This window comes from Bdellovibrio sp. KM01 (genome assembly GCF_013752535.1).
In the GTDB taxonomy this organism is placed as follows: Bacteria; Bdellovibrionota; Bdellovibrionia; order Bdellovibrionales; family Bdellovibrionaceae; genus Bdellovibrio.
In genome coordinates this window covers 3,485,964-3,505,055 of the sequence record NZ_CP058348.1, presented here as the reverse complement: position 1 = coordinate 3,505,055, position 19,092 = coordinate 3,485,964, and the positions used below count along the sequence as shown (strand labels likewise).

Here is a 19,092-nt window from a genome sequence, read left to right as displayed (position 1 = left end):
CCGTTTTTGGCTCGATTTCAGAAAAATATTCAATATCCGCAAGCCCTTGATGCGAGCGGGAAACAAAGCTTCTCGCCCTCATTTTCTTAATGCAACGCAATCATTTGACACTATTTCGCCCCCATCCGATGCTTTGGGCGGTTCATTTTGAGGGGATGTTTCGTGTCTGAATTTTCATATGTTGTGACCCGCGGTTGGATTGAAGTGATTGTCGGCTCTATGTTTAGCGGGAAAACGGAAGAGCTTATCCGTCGTTTGCGTCGTGCGGAATTCGCTCGTCTGCAGGTTCAGGTTTTCAAACCTGTGATCGATAAGCGCTACAACGAAATGGCCGTGACCTCTCATAACTTTACAACAATGGATTCCCAACCAATCGAAGACGCCGAAATGATCTGGGAGCATTTAAAGCCAGAAACGAAAGTGGTGGGGATTGATGAAGGTCAGTTCTTTTCTGGCAACCTGGTTCAGGTGGCTCAGGATCTGGCCGAGCGCGGTTTGCGTGTTATCATTGCTGGTTTGGATACAGACTGGCAGGCAAAACCTTTCGAACCGATGCCGACTTTGATGGCGATTGCCGAAAACGTGACGAAACAACATGCCGTGTGTGTTGTGTGTGGAGCTCCGGCTTGTCGCACGCAAAGAACTGCGGGTGGCGACGGTCAAGTTCAGGTCGGTACTCACGAAGCTTACGAAGCTCGTTGCCGTTCTCACTTTAAGCCTGTCGTGGATTTGCCGACTTTGGATTTCAAATTACGTCGCACAGAAGAGACGACGGAAGTTTCTATTTAGGCTTTCTTAGGTATTGATCGATAATCTTGTTCAAGGTTCCGTCTTTCACCAGATCGGCCAAGGCTTTTTCTATCAGAACGATGCCTGCTTGAATGCCCTTTCGAGGAACATAGTAGGCACCGCTATCAAAAACATTCACGTTATCTTCGACCAACGTGAATTCTGGATGGTCTCCCAAGTAATAATTAATCAACGTACTTTGAGAAGCGAACACCGCGTTCTCTGTCGTCTTTAATTTTTTAAAACACTCGGGAAGATTTGGCATGGTAATGAATCTTTGCTGCTTTTCGATTTTGGTGGCTTCGTCTTGCTTAAAGAAAATCAGGCCGCCGGGTTGGATAATAAATTTGAATTTGGGGTTGTTCATAAGCTCATCCACAGTCAGTGGAGTTGCTGGCGGAGTTTTTAAGTTGACCAGAAACTTTCTGGCGGAGTGTCGCAGGAGAATGAATTTGGCATGTTTATCATAAGTGATGTTTCGAGAATCTAACAGTACCAGGTCGAGGGAAGAACTCTTTAAGCTTTGAGCGGTTCGAGACCGATTCATAGAAGTGATGGTGAACTCGCATCCCGTACGTTTTCTAAGCTCCTCGATAATATCAATAGTAATACCCCTGGGTTTTCCCCCTGGCTCGGGTGGAAAATAAAGGGGAGGTGATTCATTCACAGATGTTCTAAAGTTGACACCGCAAGGAGGGCGTTCTGCCGCTGCCGGAGTGTTGAGTAATAAAATGGAAATAAGGAGACTTATCGACGCCGTCCACATGAAATTATTGTAGCTAGGGACGGGGTTCTTATTCAATTTTTTGCAAGTCAGGTGTCTTTGAACACAGATTCCTTGCATCCAGAGAGCGACCGGTTTAGTCAGTTCCTTATGAAAAACATAATCGCACTTTTGTTGGTTTTGGCCCCTTTGTCATCTTACGCTATCACTTGGAAAGTGATAGGAGCTTGCTCTGAAACTCCACTTTATCAAGGCACTGCCACGGCAGACTTGGGTAAATCCGTGGGCGCAAATACGATTCAAATCTTTGATGCCAATAAAGTTCAATACTACGGTGTTGAAGAGGGCATCAGCTCTGTAAATGATTCTCCGGTGGGATTGGATGCGGTCGAGGTGATTTCTGACACTTTGATGCGCGCTTATGGTTGGTGCTATTCAGTGAACGGAAAAGTGCCGTTGGCGATGCCACATAAAGTTTCTTTTACATCACAAAATGATGAATTGGTTTGGTTCTATGGTTACTCCACTAACAAAAACAATCAATGGTTGGATATGTGTGTGCCGGGAACAAACATTAAGCCGGATCAATTCTGCAAAAAATAGCTTTTATTTCGATCGGGGAGTGGGTTTTTTGTAATTCGTGTAAGTGTTAGTGATTCGCTCCCAAGTTCCGTCTTTCACCATATCGTTCGCGATCTTTCCTTTTTAAAGTATTCATGTACAAATTCATTCTGCACAACTGCGGCCCGGGGTGTCCTGACTAGCAATTGATAGGCGGCCTGCAATGACGGTGCGGTTTAGGGGCACCGCTGTAAACTTGCATGTCGTGCGTTTTGCCAACTCTTCCATAGTGTCAAAACTGACGCCCGTATAACGTTTGCTGCCTCCGTCCTGAAAATAGAGTGGCTCGGATTCGTTGACCGCAACTCGATAGGAACCCTGACAGGGAGTTGTCTTCGCCTGATGCGCAAATAAAAAGATCGAAAGAAATGCCCCCAGAAAGATCATGGACCTATTTTGCCCTGAGCTGGGAAAGGCTCCCAGCTGTCTTTAAGCAATGGGGCAGCGGATTAAGAGTGAGTTTGAACCCATTCTTGAGCTGCATTGCGGGCAATTTCGATTTGCTTCTTTTTACGAATCTCTTTGTCGCGTTCTTTTTCAGCCAATGGAGGCAACAACGCGAAATTGATATTCGTCGGCTGGAAGTGTTCGGCACGGGATTCATCTGTGATGGCTTCCAACAGCGAGCCGAATGCAGAGGCTCTTGGCGGTGGATTGAAAGTTTGATCCTTCAGTTTTTGATTGATGAAACGAGACACCATCAAGCCCACACAAGTGGATTCAAAATAACCTTCAACACCGGTGATTTGTCCTGCAAAGAACAACCAAGGATCGTTCTTGCTGGAAAGATCTTTATTCAGACGTTTTGGAGAGTTGATGAAAAGGTTTCTATGGATAGAACCCAATTTCAAGAACTCCGCATTTTCCAAACCAGGGATCATACGGAACACACGCACCTGATCGGCATAAGCCATACGAGTCTGGAAACCCACCATGTTGTAAGCGGTGCCTTCTTTATTGTCCTGGCGAAGTTGTACGACGGCCCAAGGGTAACGGTTTGTGCGAGGATCATCCAGGCCAATTGGTTTCATAGGACCAAAACGTAAAGTCTGAGGGCCGCGCTCGACCATCACTTCAATCGGCATGCAGCCTTCAAAGAATTCAGTTTTTTCGAAGTCTTTAGGTTCAATTTTTTTGGCGTCAGTCACTGCCTGGATGAAGTTATTGTATTCTTCTTTGTTCATCGGACAGTTGTAGTAATCGTTGGTACCTTTGCCCCAACGATCCGCTTTCCAGGCGATTTCGGTGTTGATGGATTCCGCATCGATAATCGGTGCTATCGCATCAAAGAAGTACAAGAACTCGTCGCCGAAATGCTTGCGCAGATCTTCTGCCAATTCATCGTGAGTCAAGGGGCCTGTGGCGATCACTGCTGGGCGGGGAACATCGTTCAAGGACTTGATCACGTCATTGCGAATTTCAATGTTGGGATGGCTTTTAACTTTATCAGTCACCAGTTGGGAGAAAACCTCGCGGTCCATACCCAAAGCCTGACCCGCGGGAACTGCGGATTCTTTAGCGATTTTTAGGATGTGGGAGCCATTCAATTCGGCTTCCCATTTCAATTGCCCTGGGGCCGAGATTTCGTTCAAAGTCCCAAAGGAGTTGGAGCAAACCAGTTCCGCAAACTTGTGGGTTTTGTGCGCTGGTGTCATGGTTTTATCGCGCATCTCGCACAGAACGACCTTATAACCCATATCAGCAAGCTGCAACGCGCACTCAGAGCCCGCGAGCCCCGCGCCAACGACAGTAATTTTTTGATTTTGCGTGAAATTGGTCATCTTTTTGGAAATCCTTTGCTAACTTGGGGGCAAATGAATTCAAACGATCCAAGCCACCCTAAAAATAAAAAGCGCAAGCTCACTCTAGGATCCGAAGTCCTACAGAGTCTTTTTGAAAATGGCAAGTCGCCATTGTCAGAACAGTTCATGCGCTGGAAATTATGGGCGAAATGGGAAGAGGTCGTGGGTCCTACCATTGCAAAAAATGCAGAGCCCGTGGGATTCCAGAGAGGCGTGTTGTACGTCTGGGTCCGAAATTCATCATGGATGCAGCAGATGATCTTTCTGAAGGATCAGATCCGCGACACTATCAACGAGAAGTTCGAGAATAACTTTGTTCGCTATATCAAATTCACCCTGGATCGCCATGAGGTTCCTCAAGACGATCAAACGGGCATTCGCGAGATGATTCAAAGACTCGCGCCGGATTCTGAAGATTAGTTGATTCCAGTTTGATCAGCATTCGGGGCAGAAGATGCAATCGGAGCTTCGATGGCTTCAATTTCAGCCATCAATTCTTTAGTTGTGCCTTCGATCCAATTTTTAAATTTCACCAGATTCACGTAAGCACCGCGGAAACTACACACGGGTGTGTCTCCAGATTCCTTTTGCTGTTGTTCTGGGAAAACTGTTTTAGAAGCGACACCCATGACGTAGTACTTGCCATCAACTTGAAACATACCGGGGCCACCTGAATCGCCTTGGCAAAAACCTTTGCCCTGGGATTGATCGACCAGAAATTTGCTGTCAGCAAATTCATAACCAGAGATTTTTAGCAAAACAACGCGCAACACGCCCAAGCCGTCTTTAACTTCTTCGCCCGTGGTTTCCGTATCTTTACCATAACCCGCAGAAATCAAATCCAACTTTTTCAAATCGATTTCCATATTGGGGTTGGGAATCTGTACTGTCATCGTGTCTGCCGGTAGTTCGTCTTTCAATACGGCAAGAGCCAGATCTGCAAAAGAATCTGTTTTATAGTCATCTATGATAACAGTCTTAACAACCGGTATCGTAGTCACCGTTGCTCCTTGCATGATTTCAATATAGCTCGGATTCTCGCCGTTAATACAGTGAGCTGCTGTTAAAATCACTCGTCGGGTTAAAGCCGAGGCCGAGCATTGTGTGACAGCTACTTTATGACTGCCGGTTTGACTTTCTAATGGTTCCACCAAAGATTTAAAGGAAAAAACAAGCTTGGAAATCTCGCTCCCGGACTTGGCTTCATGGCCTCCGATGATGGTGTCATCAACATTGGATTTTACATTTGGATGGGGCACGGATTGGTTGTTGTGAAAGCCACCATCCTGACAGGCTGCGAGCGATAAAAAACTTAGAAGGAAAAGAAATTTTCTCATGCTGATTTTCCTTTCACCAATTTTAGTTCTTCCAAAATACGCACCCAGAGATCATTGAAAATATCATCGTGCTTTTCTTTAAAGAAATCGTCGCCCTTATCCCAAAGCACGGCGATCACAACGGCCAAAGCAATGCGCGTATAGTTGCGATTAAAGATCGTATAGCCACGCAGGATTTCCTGCTTAGAGTGATACTTTTCCAAAATCTCGCGGCCTTCTTTGGATTCCAGGCCACGCAATAACAGCACATTCATGTCGTCCGTCTTGATTTTCGAAAACACATCAGGAAGCAGGATCGGCAGTCGGCCTTTGGTTAAACCATAAACGGCAAGTCCTGCGGAACCGACGTTGGTGATGCCTGCGCGATTGATAAAAATCAGTTTCGTCAGCAGCTTTGAGCTATCCAGTAAAATTCCGTTCTCGCGAAAGTAAGCGATCAGACCATCGCGTGTGACTTTTTCAGCCATCTGACGAGTCAGGGCTTTAAATGTGCGCTCGCGCGGCGAAAGAGTCAGATAATCTTTGGCTTTATAAAGGGGACCTTCTTCTTTGGCGTAAACCTTTTCCACCAGCAATTCGATGTCATTGGCGGAGAGGCCTTCTTTATCGCTAAAAAGTCGGATGGATTTAGTCAATGCGCGCTCAAAAGCCTCGTCATAGTACGGAGCGCGTTCATCACGGGCCGTGGTGGCAAAGACCTGCCCACACGAAACCACTTGGGCTTGGGCGGATAACGATGTCACCAGGGGGATAATCAAAGCCATAGCCAAACGCAGACCCGTGTCTAATTTTAAGACACTATGACGGCGGGCGCTGCCTGTCGGGTTTTGAGCTGGCATATATTCCTCCTGGGAACTTTTGGATCACGACAAGGAGTAATAATGCAAAAAGAGGGCTTCTTGAGCCCTCTTTGGATTTAACTATTTAGATGTATAGGAGGTGATTAATCTTCTTTTTCGATGGATGTGCGAAGAAGGTTTTTAACGTTGTTTTTACGTTGAGTCCCGCCCAAAAGTGCCTTCAACTGATTGTGAATGCTTGGGTCATTGATCAAAGCACCCAATGTGCCTTCACCGCGATCTACTTTCGCTACGATCGCATCCAGACGGTTGATAGTATTTTTCAATTTCTCACCGCTGTTACCGTCACTTAAGTGGCTCATCATTTTAGAAGCGTCACCGCTGACTTTGCTTAAGTTAGCCGACGTGGATTCAAAGTTGGCCATGATTTTCCCCAGGCGGTTGCCATCGTTCATGGATTTCGCGATCTTGTGCATTTCATCGATAATATCAAACAACTTACCAGCCTCGCTGCCACGTTCAGAGATCACACCGATCAGGTCAGTGGCTTTGGCTACTTCCAGGATTGTGCCGTCTTTCACTTCGGGGTTGCGAGGGTCTGCGGGAATAATAAAGACGAACTTATCGCCCAAGGCACCCTGAGTGCGAATTTCGACCTGAGAGCCTTCGCGAATGCGCGGAAGGAATTCCTTGTCGACTCTCATCACTACGTCCAAAGAATTCTTGTCAGAAAGAAAATTGATCTTTTGCACGTTGCCGATCGTGATGCCGGAAAGGGATACCACGCTGCCTTCTGCCAGACCCTGAACTTGTTCAAAGTGCGCATGCAGGTTAATATAGGATTTAAAGATGGATTTTTCGCCGCCGATGAAAAAGATCGATCCTAAGATGATCACAATTCCGATCGCCAGGAAGATTCCAACTTTAACTTGGGTGCTGTTTGATGATTCCATTACGCGCTCTCTCCGTTGATAAATTCTGTCATCGCGCCGCTCGGCTCTTTTTTCAAAGTATCGATCGTATACTGTTCGCTGATGCGACCATTTTGCAGCAAAGCTACTTTGTCGCAAACAGCATACACGGTCGGCATATCATGGGTGACCAATATCGAAGTCATCCCTTTGGATTTTAATTTCAAAATAGATTCTTGAATTTTTTTGGTATTATAAGGATCCAGGCCTGCCGTTGGTTCATCGTATAAAACCACTTGAGGATGAATCATCATCGCACGGGCTAAGCCCACACGTTTTTGCATGCCCCCGGAAAGACTTCCCGGGTAAAGCTTTTCAGTTCCCGGCGCCAGGCCGAATTCTTCCAATTGAGCTTTGATTTGGGCTTCGACTTCTTTTTCAGAGAAATTAAAATGCTCGCGAAGAGGATATGCTAGGTTTTCATAAACCGTCATCGAGTCAAAAAGAGCACCGCCTTGGAATGCATAGGCCACTTTTTTACGAACATCGACCAATTGAGCTTCGTTCATACCATGAATCGGAGTTCCATCCACGATGACTTGCCCTTTGTCGGGTTTTTCCAAGCCCACCAATGTGCGCAACAGAACGGATTTACCCGTACCAGATCCCCCGATGAGCCCCAGGCATTCACCTTTGCGGACGTAGAAGCTCACGCCTTGGTGGACTTTTTTCTCCTCAAAGGATTTATGGAAATCAATCACTTCGATAAAGGCTTGTGGTTTGTCACTCATAAGATTTTCTCCACAATCCAGAATAGTTTCGAAAGAAAGAAATCCCCAATCAAAATCAAAATAGAAGAAACCACGACCGCTTTTGTCGTCGCGATGCCGACTTCTTTCGTTCCGTTTTTAACATTCAATCCAAAGTAACAAGCGGGGATTGAGATGAATAAAGAAAAGAAGAACGTTTTTCCGAAGCCAGAAACGTAGTCGCCGACCGAGGACGTGGACAAAACTTTCAAAAGATAAAAACTTGGATCCAGATTCAATTCAACGGCCCCGATGAACAAGCCACCCGCATTCGCCACCACGTTGGTGACAGCGCAAAGAATGGGTAAAGTAATCAAGCAGGCTAATACGCGAGGGATAACAATTTTACGAATCGGGGAAGTACCCAAGGCACGGATAGCATCCACCTGCTGAGTGACGACCATCGAACCAATTTCACTGGCAATGCCGGCGCCCACGCGGGCCGCCAGCATCAAGCTTGTGAACATAGGGCCCATTTCGCGTAAGATGGTGACGGCTAAGAGTTTTGGAACATACATCTTACCACCGAACTTTTCCAAGCCCAGACCAAATTGCAAAGACATCACCGCACCGATAGTCACAGCTGTGACTACGATCAGGGGGGCAGAACGAATGCCGACTTGATAAATTTGCTCGCCCAACAGACGCCAGTAAAGTTTGCTGGACGTCAGCTCGCGAAAAATATCACGAGTCAAAAGACCAATACCACCCAGGAAGTGGAAGATCTCTATCGTGAAGTTAGTAAGAGGTAAAAGGGCTTGTAACATTTATGGTGCCTTGAAGTTTGCTTTGAAATTTTCAAATACGGGAAGTTCCGAATTGAATTGTTTCTCAACGCCACCATAACTCAAGGTATAGTTGCAGCCGTTCTTTTTAAAGACCACCAGAGAAAGTGCTACGGGTACGCCATCGATGGAACCTACTGAAGTCGTTTGGCGGGAAGCACGTCCATTAAAAAGCTTTTCTTCCGTTTTTAAAACTTCCAATTTATTCAATGCACTCAACGACTCTGTTTCCAAAGTCTGCAAACTCGCGTCGGTATTACCGCCGCACTCAGAGATATAGGAAATAGTGTTTCCCGTTTTAGAACTCTGCCATGCGCGATCCGCACCTTTGGCTTTAATTTTGGAATAGTCTCCGCCAGGCTCCGAAAACTCCACGTCTTTAGCGGCCGTTACCTTGCCACCAGGGAGTTCCACCGATACGCAACTGCCAAGAAGTAAGCTCATGATGATGTATTTAAAGTGGTTTTTCATATCGCCTATCTATCGGAATTTTCTGACGGAAAATTCAGTCTTACAAATTCAATCCAGACCAACGTCGCTGTCATCGCTTTGTCAGGCCTGACAATAATTCTATGAAACATTTTGCCCATCTTGAACATATTTGCCAATAGACCTTTGCAAGGCTGGCATCGTATGTGCAAATGCATAACGCAGGGGAAAAGGGGTTCGAGGAGTGAACACTTTGCGCAACGTAATTTTGGCAGGATGCCTTTGCTTTGGTCTAGTCGCCAATGCAGCAAATAACAAAGTAAATGGCTTCATCAACTTCCAGGGCGATACTGTGCATTTGGAGTTATTGGGCCAACAAAATTGGGACTACGATGTGAAGCGTTTGGATGACAAAGGCCAGACCATCGTCCGTATGACTGTCCCTGCTCTTGATGAATCCACGATCAAGTCACTCAACACATTTAAAAGTGACATGGTTACCAAAGTAACAGTGGATGCTCAGGGCACGGATGGTAAATCTGTGATCTCTTTCACACTGGCTGGTGAAAGCGTTGATACTTTTGATTATCTGACTGACCAACCTTCCCGCTTGATCATGGATTTCTATTTAAATCCCAATATGGTTAAAGCAGCCAAAAAAATTCCAGCTAAAAAAGATGAAACGGTAACGACAGAGGCAGCGCCTAAGTCTGCAAAAACAATTGCGAAAGTTAAAACTACAAACCGCAAGCCAGCTACTTCAGATGCGTTGGCAATCAAGGATTCGGGAACTGTGGTGGCGCAAGCGGATCAGATCCAATCCGGTATCTTTGATGGTGGGGATCCCAACTATGAACGTTTTTCGATCAAACCTTATGATATTAAGGAAGACTCGATCATTCGTGCCAAAGATAACTATTATATCTCCTTTCCTATGTTGGAAACTCCGGTGGCCCAGTGGGAAAAACTAAAAATCACTCCAACTATTTACGAGATCACTCCCAAAGGAACTGAAGAAAACAAGCAGGCGCGTCTGCTTTTGACTCTTTTTGAAAAAGAACGTTACGCCGTCTATTTGAAAACTCGTGAATGGTTCCGCGAAAAGTATCCAAAGTCTGAATACAACGAAATCATCGACTTCATGACGGGCGACGTGAATCTTGCTTTGTACAAACAAAGCGGAAAAATGGAATACTTTGACGAAGCCGTTCAGAAATATAAAGAAGCGATTGAAAAATACCCAACATCTCCTTTGGCGGAACGAACGTCATTGAAGGTTGGCTATTTGACTTTGGATCGTGGCGATAATTTGGCAGCCCTTCGTCTGTTCAAAGAGCATATCGAAAATAAAAACTTCGGTGGAAAAGAATCATTGTCCAAAGACCTGGCTCGTATGGGCACGGGCTTGGCTTTCATGCGTTTAAATAAATGGGACGATGCCGTTGCGCAGTTTAATGAGATTGAAAAAAACTCTACAAACCGTGATTTGAAAGTGGAAGCCGCTTACCGTCGTGGTGACGTCTGGGTTCGCGCTAAGAATTACGCGAAGGCCGTTGATGAATACAAAAACTCTTTGAAGAAATATCCAGAGGGTCAAAATATTTATCCGAATGCTTTTTACAACCAGGCTGAATCCATGTTTGGGTTGAAAATGTATCCCCAAAGTTTGGACATGTACCGTGAGTTTGTTAAAAAATTCCCATCCAGTGACCATGCTCCTTATGCGATGACCCGCCTTGGGGAGTTGCTGGATATCTTGGGTGCTGACAAATCCCGCGTGATGGGTGCTTATCTTGAAACATATTTCCGCTATGGCGAAACGCCCAGCGCGGTGATCGCGCGTTTGCGTTTGTTGAGTGCTCGTATGAAGGGCATGAAACCCAAAGAAACAGCCAACGCCGTTAAAGAAATCATGGAACTTGCGAAGAAAGTGGATCTGCCAAACATGGAGCAATTTGCGACTGTGATGGTAGCGGATGGTTACTCTCAACGTGGAGAGTTTGATAAGTCCGTAAATCTTTTATCGAAGTACTATAAGGAACATCCAGGTTCTGTCGATGCTCCTTTGTTGACCGGTCGAATTATCGGCAACATCAACAGTAAATTGGACGATCAAGTTGAAAAGGGCGATTTCATCGGTGCCTTGAAAACTCACAGTCAATATGCTGACAACTGGTTGAAAAACTCTAACCGTCTGGATACAAAATTCAATGTCGGTCGCGCTTTTGAAATGGCGGGAACTCCGGCAGAGTCTGAACGCTATTACAAAGAAGTGTTGAATCGTGTGTATGCTTTGCAAGGCACTCCTGAGGCCAAAGAGATCAGCGTCAAGGAAGAAGTTCCTTCTATCGAAGAATTAAATTTACGTCTGGCGGCAGTTTCTTCGAATGAGCAAAAATACAATCAAGCTTACGAGTACCTTAAGAATATCAAAAATCCAGAGAAGCTTTCTGAAAACGATCAGATCGAGCGCGTGGGAATTGCAGTTCGCTTGCTAGAGCGTCGTGGTGACACGGACTCCGCGGTTCGTTATTTGGGAGAGTTGCTAAGAACCTGGAAAGGTCAGCCGGAGTTGGTGGCAGAGCCTTACTTGAAACTTGCAGAACTTCAATTGAAGCAAGGTAAAAAAGACGAAGCTCTTCAGGCTTTGGGAATGATCGATAAATTGAAAACCGATTCTCAAAAGGTTCCAGCGGTGGTTCATGCCAAAGCTTTGGAAATGATGGGGAATGTGTACCTGGAAGCCGGTCAGAAAGACAAAGCGATTGGCTCTTATAAAAATCTTTTGGAACAGTACGAGGACACAAGACCTCTTTCTTCCATCAGATACAAATTGGGTCAGATTTATTTTAATCGCGGCGAAGTTCAAAAGGCTGCTGAGGTTTGGAACGAATTCAAGGGTCAAAAAAGTGGATTCTGGAAAAATCTCGCACAAGAGCAGCTGAAGAACTCCGAATGGCGAGACGGTTATAAAAAGTATATTCAAAGAATTCCCGCAATGGCAGCGGACAAGCAGGAAAGCAAGTAGGAGTAAAGACAGGATGTCGTATTTTGATTTTGATGCTTTGAACATCGAAGACAGAAAAATGAACGAAGCAAAGCAGTTGGGTTTGCAGTTGGCAGCAACACAAGCAAGTCTCTTGGTGCTTGGTGAAGCCGGTGTGGGTAAAACCAGTCTGGCTCGTTACATTTACTCTAAAAGCCGTTCGGGGAAGCTTCAGGTTTTGGAATGCAAAAACGCCGGTGGTTTTAACTTTGATAAAGTTGATGGCGGCACTTTACTAATTGAGGATTTGGATTGCGCATCATCTCACGTTCAGGCGGAGTTGATGAAGCTTGCGGAAAGAACGGATGGCACAAAGCCACGTTTCATTTCCACATCCCGTCGCGATTTGCGCGCGATGGTGAAGCAGGAACAATTCAGACAGGACTTGTTTTATAAAATTGCAGTGATTCATTTGGAAGTTCCACGTCTTGAAGATCGCACCGGCGATTTCAATACGATTGCGAGTTTTATCCTGGAAGTTACTCAGATTATGCATGGCCGTTCAGGCATGCATTTTTCAACGGATGCCTATGCCCGTTTGACCAGCTGGAACTGGCCAGGAAATATCCGCGAACTTGAAAATGTTATAGAACGCGCCGTGGTTCTGGCTAAGACCCAGACCATCGAAGTCGCTTCTATTCAATTTGAATCCATCCAGGATGATACGGCGGCAGATTTTGCTCCCGGAATGTCCCTTTCTGCGGTGGAAAAGCGTCTGATTCTTCAGACCCTGGAACTGACGGCCCAGAACCGCACGCGCGCGGCGCAAATGCTTGGAATCAGTATCCGAACTTTAAGAAACAAACTTAACGAGTACAGGGAAGAAGGTGTCGCATGAGTGATATTTTCGATAAAACAACGAACGCGCTGGCGACGTCGATGCGTATGCGCCAGATGCGTAACAATGTAACCTCCTCTAACATCGCTAATGCGGAGACTCCAGGGTATCACGCAAAAAAGATGGATTTCGAAGAGGCATTGTCTCGTTCCTTAAATATGGATGGCATGAACGCCCTTAGCACCAGCAGCGGCGAGCATTTCGCGCTGGGTGGTGTTTCGGTGGCTAAAACTCGACCTGATATTTATGAAAATCCAGAGGGTGCTGTGAACAATGACGGCAACACTGTGGACCTGGAAAAAGAAATGTCGGCGCTGTCAGAGAATGCGATCATGTACAAAACTGCGCTTCAGCTGATCAATAAAAAAATGGCGGCTCTGAAGTACGCAGCTTCCGAAGGCAGATAATTTTAAATCCAGAACAGGATGTTCAGGAGTAAGTCATGGCTGATTTTTTAACGGGTATGAGAATTAGTAGCAGTGGTATGGCGGCGCAAAGAATGCGCATGAATACGATTGCCAGCAACATCGCTAACATCAATACAACCCAGACCCCTGAGGGTGGTCCGTATCGCCGTAAGGACGTGGTTTTCGAGTCGATGCCCGACGCTAAGAACTTCGGCGAAATCGTGACAGGTACAGACCCTATGGGGAATATGCAACGGGTCCAGGTGACTGATGTTGTCTCGGATCGAAAAGCTCCTTTGATGAAATATGAGCCGGATCATCCTGATGCAAATCCAGAGGGTTACGTCGCTTATCCGAATATCAATCTCATGGAAGAAATGACCAATATGATACAATCGTCGCGTTCCTACGAGGCCAACGTATCGGCGATGCAGGCGTCAAAAGATATGGCCATGAGCGCTCTAGAGATAGGAAGATAGTTCCTAGACTAGGTTGAAAAAGCAGGAAATTTAAGAACGTTTAGAATACACTTTATAGAGTACAAGGAGAAGTGAAGCCATGGAGGGTTTTACAGTATCAAATGCAAACAGATTTCTGGAATCTGGAAATCTGCGTGACTCAAAGTCACTGTCTATCTCGGGCGAGACGACACCACTCAGTAATACATCAGAATCGGGTAAGAGCTTTGCTGACACTCTGAAGGAAGCCGTTTCCTCTGTGAACGAATTGCAAAAGTCTTCGGATAAATTTGCACAAAACGTTGCAACAGGAAAAACGGACGACGTCGCTGGTGCCATGATTGCCGCAGAAAAAGCTGATATCGCTTTGCGTGTGATGGTTCAGGTGCGCAACAAGATCATCGATGCGTATCAAGAAGTCATGAAGATGCAGGTTTAGTTTTTAGATTATAATCACTGGTACAGGTTTAGTTAGATCGTGTGCTTTGGCGGAGCCAAAGTGAAAAGCCCCGGAGGGATTCTTTGAACAAAATTTTTGGTGGATTGGTTGTCCAGTTTCGCGAGTTCTTTAAAAATCTGGGTCCAACCAAAAGACTTTCAGTTGTTGCCGTAACTCTTATTGCGGTAGTGGCTTTGTTGACGATGATGTTCATGGCGTCTGGTAAAGACTATGTTCCTCTATTCACAAACATCCCGACTGAACAAGTTTCTTCGATCGTAGCTAAGCTGAACGAAAAAAATATTCCATTCCAATTGCGTGACGGCGGTAAAACCGTTGCGATCCCAAAAGAGCTTTTGCACTCAACGCAAATGACGTTGATGGCAGAGATCGGTTCTCCAAAAATGGGGAACATCGGACTTGAGCTTTTCGACAAGCAAGATTTCGGTGTGAACTCTTACGCTCAAAAAATTAACTATCAACGTGCCCTTCAAGGGGAGTTGATGAGAGCTATCAACACTTTGACCGCGGTCAAGCAGTCTAAAGTGATCCTGGCATTGCCAAATAAGAAAACATTCCTGGAAGAAGGTGGCTCGCCATCGGCTTCCGTTGTCGTTGAGCTTCATTCAGGTAAAGAACTTACGCCTGATCAAGTTCGTGGTATCCGTTACCTGGTTGCGAACGCAGTTGAAGGTATGGACGCTGATAAAGTCGCGGTTCTTGATGAGCGCGGTAAAGTTTTGACTCGTACTTCAGATGGCTCAACTGGTGGTTCCAATGAGCTTTTGGATCTAAAAGCTAAAGTTGAAAGAGATTTTGAAGATCGAATTGAAGACATCCTTTCTAAAGTAGTGGGTCACGCCAAAGTTGTTGCTAAAGTTGACGCCACTTTGAATCACCGTGTGATTTCTTCTGTGGAAGAACTTGTGGATCCAGATAAAACAGCAATTCGTTCCCAACAATCTGAAGAGGAATCTTTGGATGGGGCTCGTACGAATCCTTCTGGTGTTCCAGGTTCCCGTTCCAACATCCCGGGTGCCGAAGACAACAATGGCCAAGTGGGTTTTAAACAAGACGTTAAAAAAGAACTTAAAACAATTAACTATGAAGTTCCTAAAACAGTGCGCAATATCCGTGAAACAGCGGGTAACCTTGAGCGCCTCAGTATCGCGGTAGTGGTTGATGGTGTAGCCGTTACGACAAAAAATCAGGACGGAACATCAGAAACGAAATGGCAACCTCGCTCTGTTGAAGAAGTTAAAAAATATGAAGACCTGATCAAAGGTGCGGTTGGTTTCAATGCGGCTCGTGGTGACTCAGTTAAAGTTGAAACGATCCAGTTCCAACCAGAAGACTTCTCCGAAGCAGAAAAGATCCTGACGACGCTTGAGCGTAAAAAGTTGATCCACGCTTTGTTCAAATGGGCTCTTCTGGGTTTCTCTTTGGCTCTGTTCTTCTTCATCGTGGTTCGTCCATTTATGCAATGGATCACAGACAGCTTCCAAGACTCTGTTGAGGAAATGCTGCCACGTACGATCGAGGAACTTGAAGAATTGCAATCTGTGGATAACACGCTTCCAGGTATGTCGACCGCTCTTCCTGTTCTGCAGGAATCTATTGACCCTGAGAAAGCTGAATCTGAATTGTTGAAAGACCGTATTATGGCGACCATGGGTCGTGATGAAGAAAAAGCCGCTAATGCCTTTGGTATGTGGCTGGTAAGGAAGGATTCTTAATGAAACTGCAAAGAGCCGATCATATTGAGTACGAACAGCTCAAAGGTTTCGACAAGGCAGCAATTCTTATCAATTATCTTGGTAAGGATGCCGTTAAGGTTCTTTTGCGTCGCATGGACGATGCAGACATCCGCAAGCTTATTAATCAAATGAGTAAATTGCGCGTGGTTCCTGTGCACGTGACAAAACGTGTTCTTGAAGAGTTCTATGAAATGATTTCTGAAACTGAAGATTACATCTTCTCTGAAACGATCTCTGCGAAGGAAACTATCGTGGACGCTTTGGGTGAGGAACGTGCCAGAGGTATCCTGGGTGGTTTGAACATCACGACAGGTGGCTCGCGTTCACTGGAATCTTTGGAAATGGTCGATGCGAAGTCTTTGGCGACATTCCTGGTGAATGAGCATCCTCAGACAGTTGCAGTTATCTTGGCTCACTTGGAGCCAGAGAAAAAAGGTGAGGTTCTAAAACGTCTTCCAGAAGCTCTTCAGGCCGAAGTGGTTCTGCGTATGGCGAATTTGGAGCACGTCGATCCAGAGTTGATCGGCGAGATCGACCGCGTATTGAAACATCAATTATCTAATACAGCGACAGTCGAACAAGCGGCTTTGGGTGGTGTTCAACCGGTGGCAGAAATGCTCAACGTTATGGACAAAAACACAGAGACGGCGATCATGTCCCGTTTGGAAGAAAAAGATCCTCTTCTTGCCGAAGAGATCCGCAAACTTATGTTTGTCTTCGACGACATCATCAAAATCGACGACCGTGGTATTCAGGCACTTCTCAAAGAAGTACCGAACGACAAACTTCTTTTGGCACTCAAAACGTCAAGCGAAGAGATCCGTGTCAAAATCTTCAAAAATATTTCTGCCCGTGCGGCCGAGATGTTGCGCGAAGACTTATCGAACATGGGACCTTCTCGTTTGTCAGACGTCGAGGGCGCACAACAAGAGATCGTCAATGCAGCTCGCCGCCTAGAAGCGGAAGGCAAGATTATGATCGCAAGAGGTGGTTCAGAAGATGCAATGGTCTAGTAAACAGGGCGTGGGCGCCCATACAAAAGCAGTTCTTAAAAAGGACGTGGCTGAAAAGACCGTTCTGGAGTTTGTCCCAGCTAAATTTGAGCTGGGCACTCCCGCTCAAGCCCATGAGTATCTGATTCAGAAACAACGTGGTTCTGATTTCCGAATGAATGATGCCATCCGTATTCAAACGGGTGTGGATCAAGTGGAACGCATTGATGAAGAAGAAAAAATCGAAGCCGCAGCCCTGGAAAAGCTAAAAGAAATTCAGGAGCAGGCTTATCAGGAAGCTTACAACCTGGGTCTGGAAGAAGGCCGTAAAGAAGCTTTCGAGAAAGTTTCTGCTGAAATCCAAGCCCGCATGCAAGGCTTGGATGAGCTTTTGCTTGGCGTGAAAGAGTTGAAAAAAGATCTCGCAGCTTTCAATGAAAACCATCTGGTGACTTTGGCCTATAAAATGGCGGGTCGCTTGGCGAAGGCAGAGTTGCAGACTAATAACGATGCCATGATTCAGATATTGCGTGATGCTGTCAGCCTGGCGCAAGACGAAGAACAAATCACTGTCCATGTTTCTCAAGAGCAATTCGAATTCTTGGAAGAGCTTAAAAAAGAAACCGGCCGCGATCTGGAATTTACGAAAAAGATCCGCTTTGAACCAAGCACAGAAATTATGGCTGGTGGTTGCATCGTGGAAACAAATTATGGCGAAGTGGATGCTCGTGTCGAGCAACGCCTGGAACAGCTTTGGTCTGTTCTTTCCGAAAACATGCCTAAAGTTAAAGACAAGGTTGCTAGTTAATGAACGACGAAATGTCTCTTGATCTGGATAAGTATTCTGACTTGGTCAACTCGATCCACTTGACCCGCGATAGCGGTAAAGTGACTGAGGTGAACGGAATGCTGATCAAGGGGTATCTCCCTGGCGCCAGCGTTGGCAGTATCGTGCAAATCAATCCGACGGGTCTTGAGCGCTCTTTCCTTGCGGAAGTGGTGGGCTTTAAAGACAAGCACGTTCTGATGATGGCTCTGAATGACATGCGAGGCGTCGCTTTAGGTTCTAAGATCATTCTTTCCCGTCAAATTGCCACTGTTCGCGCTGGCGATGAGCTTTTGGGCCGCGTGGTGGATGGTTTGGGTCGTCCTTTGGATAACAAAGGCGAGATCGAAAACTTCCGTGAAGTTCCTTTGTACAGCGAAATTCGTAACCCTTTGGATAGACAGCCGATTCGTGAGCCCCTGGATGTGGGTATCCGTGCGATCAATGGCGCATTAACCGCGGGCCAAGGCCAGCGTGTCGCTATTATGGCCGGTTCGGGTGTGGGTAAGTCCGTTCTATTGGGGATGATGGCTCGTAACACCAGTGCCGATGTTAACGTGATTGCGATGATCGGTGAACGTGGTCGTGAGGTGCGTGAGTTTATTGAACACGATTTGGGACCTGAAGGTATGGCTCGCTCTGTCGTCGTTTGTGTGACAAGTGACCAGTCTCCTCTGTTGCGTATGCGTGGCGCCTATGTGGCCACAGCCATGGCAGAATACTTCAGTGCTCAAGGTAAGAATGTTTTATTGATGATGGATTCAGTCACACGTTTTGCAATGGCTCAACGTGAAATCGGTTTGTCGACAGGCGAACCACCATCGCAAAAAGGTTATACGCCTTCGGTATTTGCGACTCTGCCAAAACTTTTGGAGCGCGCCGGAAATTTTGAAGGCGAAGGCAGTATCACTGGGTTCTATACCACTCTCGTAGAGGGTGATGACATGAATGACCCGATCGGGGACTCTGTTCGTTCTATCGTGGACGGACACATCGTGCTTTCCCGTGCCTTGGCAGCACGTGGTCACTATCCTGCGATTGATGTGATGCAAAGTGCCTCGCGTGTTATGAAAGCCGTGGCTTCATCAGAACACGTGAGGCTTGCGCAAAAACTAAAAGAAGTCCTGGCAGTTTATAAAGACGCTGAAGATTTGATTAATATCGGTGCTTACAAGCCAGGTTCCAATCCTAAGATTGATAAAGCTGTGAAAGTGATCGATCAAGTGAACGACTTCTTAAAACAAAGAGTCGAGGACCCAACGAACTTCAATAATACAGTTCGTATGCTCCAACAGATCCTGATGAATGCCTAACCTAGGGGA

At 46.0% G+C, this 19,092-nt stretch carries 20 protein-coding genes; 12 read left to right on the top strand and 8 right to left on the bottom strand.

Annotation, left to right across the window (positions count from 1 at the left end; genetic code table 11):
• Positions 1 to 162 precede the first annotated feature (162 nt).
• Positions 163 to 789 carry a thymidine kinase gene (locus HW988_RS16835; protein WP_181605308.1) on the top strand — a complete coding sequence of 209 codons (627 nt, stop codon included), beginning with the start codon at positions 163 to 165 and terminating at the stop codon, positions 787 to 789.
• Here the strand turns inward: HW988_RS16835 and HW988_RS16830 are convergent.
• Positions 782 to 1,555, bottom strand: a complete 774-nt coding sequence (locus tag HW988_RS16830; RefSeq protein ID WP_181605307.1) for an ABC transporter substrate-binding protein — start codon at positions 1,553 to 1,555, stop codon at positions 782 to 784. The two genes, HW988_RS16835 and HW988_RS16830, sit on opposite strands and share 8 nt — an antisense overlap.
• Before the next feature lie 108 nt (positions 1,556 to 1,663).
• Between HW988_RS16830 and HW988_RS16825 the strand changes: the two genes are divergently transcribed.
• Positions 1,664 to 2,116, top strand: coding sequence for a DUF4430 domain-containing protein (locus HW988_RS16825; protein WP_181605306.1), 453 nt, complete (start codon positions 1,664 to 1,666; stop codon positions 2,114 to 2,116).
• 467 nt (positions 2,117 to 2,583) lie between these two features.
• On the opposite strand, the gene trmFO is transcribed toward HW988_RS16825, so the two are convergent.
• Complete coding sequence (gene trmFO, locus HW988_RS16820; protein ID WP_181605305.1) at positions 2,584 to 3,915, bottom strand: methylenetetrahydrofolate--tRNA-(uracil(54)-C(5))-methyltransferase (FADH(2)-oxidizing) TrmFO; 1,332 nt, start codon at positions 3,913 to 3,915, stop codon at positions 2,584 to 2,586.
• Between the two features lie 33 nt (positions 3,916 to 3,948).
• On the opposite strand from trmFO, the gene HW988_RS16815 reads away from it, so the two are divergent.
• Positions 3,949 to 4,356, top strand: coding sequence for a DUF721 domain-containing protein (locus HW988_RS16815; RefSeq protein WP_181605304.1), 408 nt, complete (start codon positions 3,949 to 3,951; stop codon positions 4,354 to 4,356).
• Here HW988_RS16815 and HW988_RS16810 read toward each other — a convergent pair.
• From HW988_RS16810 to HW988_RS16785, 6 genes are all read right to left on the bottom strand, one after another.
• A complete protein-coding gene (locus HW988_RS16810; protein WP_181605303.1) occupies positions 4,353 to 5,273 on the bottom strand; it encodes a trypsin-like serine protease in 921 nt (306 codons plus the stop codon). The genes HW988_RS16815 and HW988_RS16810 overlap by 4 nt on opposite strands.
• The gene (locus HW988_RS16805) at positions 5,270 to 6,112 is read right to left on the bottom strand and encodes a hypothetical protein (protein ID WP_181605302.1); all 843 of its coding nucleotides are present in this window, start codon (positions 6,110 to 6,112) and stop codon (positions 5,270 to 5,272) included. The genes HW988_RS16810 and HW988_RS16805 overlap by 4 nt, the downstream gene beginning before the upstream one ends.
• A 104-nt stretch (positions 6,113 to 6,216) precedes the next feature.
• Positions 6,217 to 7,026, bottom strand: coding sequence for an MlaD family protein (locus HW988_RS16800; RefSeq protein ID WP_181605301.1), 810 nt, complete (start codon positions 7,024 to 7,026; stop codon positions 6,217 to 6,219).
• Positions 7,026 to 7,775 carry an ABC transporter ATP-binding protein gene (locus HW988_RS16795; RefSeq protein ID WP_181605300.1) on the bottom strand — a complete coding sequence of 250 codons (750 nt, stop codon included), beginning with the start codon at positions 7,773 to 7,775 and terminating at the stop codon, positions 7,026 to 7,028. The genes HW988_RS16800 and HW988_RS16795 overlap by 1 nt, the downstream gene beginning before the upstream one ends.
• Positions 7,772 to 8,560: an ABC transporter permease gene (locus HW988_RS16790; protein WP_181605299.1), complete on the bottom strand. Its 789-nt coding sequence runs from the start codon at positions 8,558 to 8,560 to the stop codon at positions 7,772 to 7,774. The genes HW988_RS16795 and HW988_RS16790 overlap by 4 nt, the downstream gene beginning before the upstream one ends.
• Positions 8,561 to 9,049 carry a hypothetical protein gene (locus tag HW988_RS16785; RefSeq protein ID WP_255490087.1) on the bottom strand — a complete coding sequence of 163 codons (489 nt, stop codon included), beginning with the start codon at positions 9,047 to 9,049 and terminating at the stop codon, positions 8,561 to 8,563.
• A gap of 202 nt (positions 9,050 to 9,251) precedes the next feature.
• On the opposite strand from HW988_RS16785, the gene HW988_RS16780 reads away from it, so the two are divergent.
• The 9 genes from HW988_RS16780 to HW988_RS16740 all read left to right on the top strand — a co-directional run bounded on the left by HW988_RS16780 (position 9,252) and on the right by HW988_RS16740 (position 19,083).
• On the top strand, positions 9,252 to 12,035 hold the full coding sequence (locus HW988_RS16780) for a tetratricopeptide repeat protein (RefSeq protein WP_181605298.1): 2,784 nt from the start codon (positions 9,252 to 9,254) through the stop codon (positions 12,033 to 12,035).
• A 13-nt stretch (positions 12,036 to 12,048) separates the two neighbouring features.
• Positions 12,049 to 12,891 (top strand): sigma 54-interacting transcriptional regulator, encoded by an 843-nt coding sequence (locus tag HW988_RS16775; protein ID WP_181605297.1) that lies wholly within the window; start codon positions 12,049 to 12,051, stop codon positions 12,889 to 12,891.
• A complete protein-coding gene (flgB, locus tag HW988_RS16770) occupies positions 12,888 to 13,298 on the top strand; it encodes a flagellar basal body rod protein FlgB (RefSeq protein ID WP_181605296.1) in 411 nt (136 codons plus the stop codon). Before HW988_RS16775 ends, flgB begins: the two co-directional genes overlap by 4 nt.
• Before the next feature lie 35 nt (positions 13,299 to 13,333).
• The gene (flgC, locus tag HW988_RS16765) at positions 13,334 to 13,777 is read left to right on the top strand and encodes a flagellar basal body rod protein FlgC (RefSeq protein ID WP_088615645.1); all 444 of its coding nucleotides are present in this window, start codon (positions 13,334 to 13,336) and stop codon (positions 13,775 to 13,777) included.
• Positions 13,778 to 13,856: 79 nt separating this feature from the next.
• Entirely contained in the window at positions 13,857 to 14,195 is a 339-nt protein-coding gene (gene fliE / locus HW988_RS16760) for a flagellar hook-basal body complex protein FliE (RefSeq protein WP_142701594.1), read from the top strand.
• A gap of 83 nt (positions 14,196 to 14,278) precedes the next feature.
• Positions 14,279 to 15,931 (top strand): flagellar basal-body MS-ring/collar protein FliF, encoded by a 1,653-nt coding sequence (gene fliF, locus HW988_RS16755; RefSeq protein WP_181605295.1) that lies wholly within the window; start codon positions 14,279 to 14,281, stop codon positions 15,929 to 15,931.
• Positions 15,931 to 16,965 (top strand): flagellar motor switch protein FliG, encoded by a 1,035-nt coding sequence (gene fliG / locus HW988_RS16750; RefSeq protein ID WP_181605294.1) that lies wholly within the window; start codon positions 15,931 to 15,933, stop codon positions 16,963 to 16,965. The genes fliF and fliG overlap by 1 nt, the downstream gene beginning before the upstream one ends.
• Positions 16,952 to 17,752 carry a FliH/SctL family protein gene (locus HW988_RS16745; RefSeq protein ID WP_181605293.1) on the top strand — a complete coding sequence of 267 codons (801 nt, stop codon included), beginning with the start codon at positions 16,952 to 16,954 and terminating at the stop codon, positions 17,750 to 17,752. Before fliG ends, HW988_RS16745 begins: the two co-directional genes overlap by 14 nt.
• Positions 17,752 to 19,083, top strand: coding sequence for a FliI/YscN family ATPase (locus tag HW988_RS16740; protein ID WP_246845730.1), 1,332 nt, complete (start codon positions 17,752 to 17,754; stop codon positions 19,081 to 19,083). Before HW988_RS16745 ends, HW988_RS16740 begins: the two co-directional genes overlap by 1 nt.
• Positions 19,084 to 19,092 lie beyond the last annotated feature (9 nt).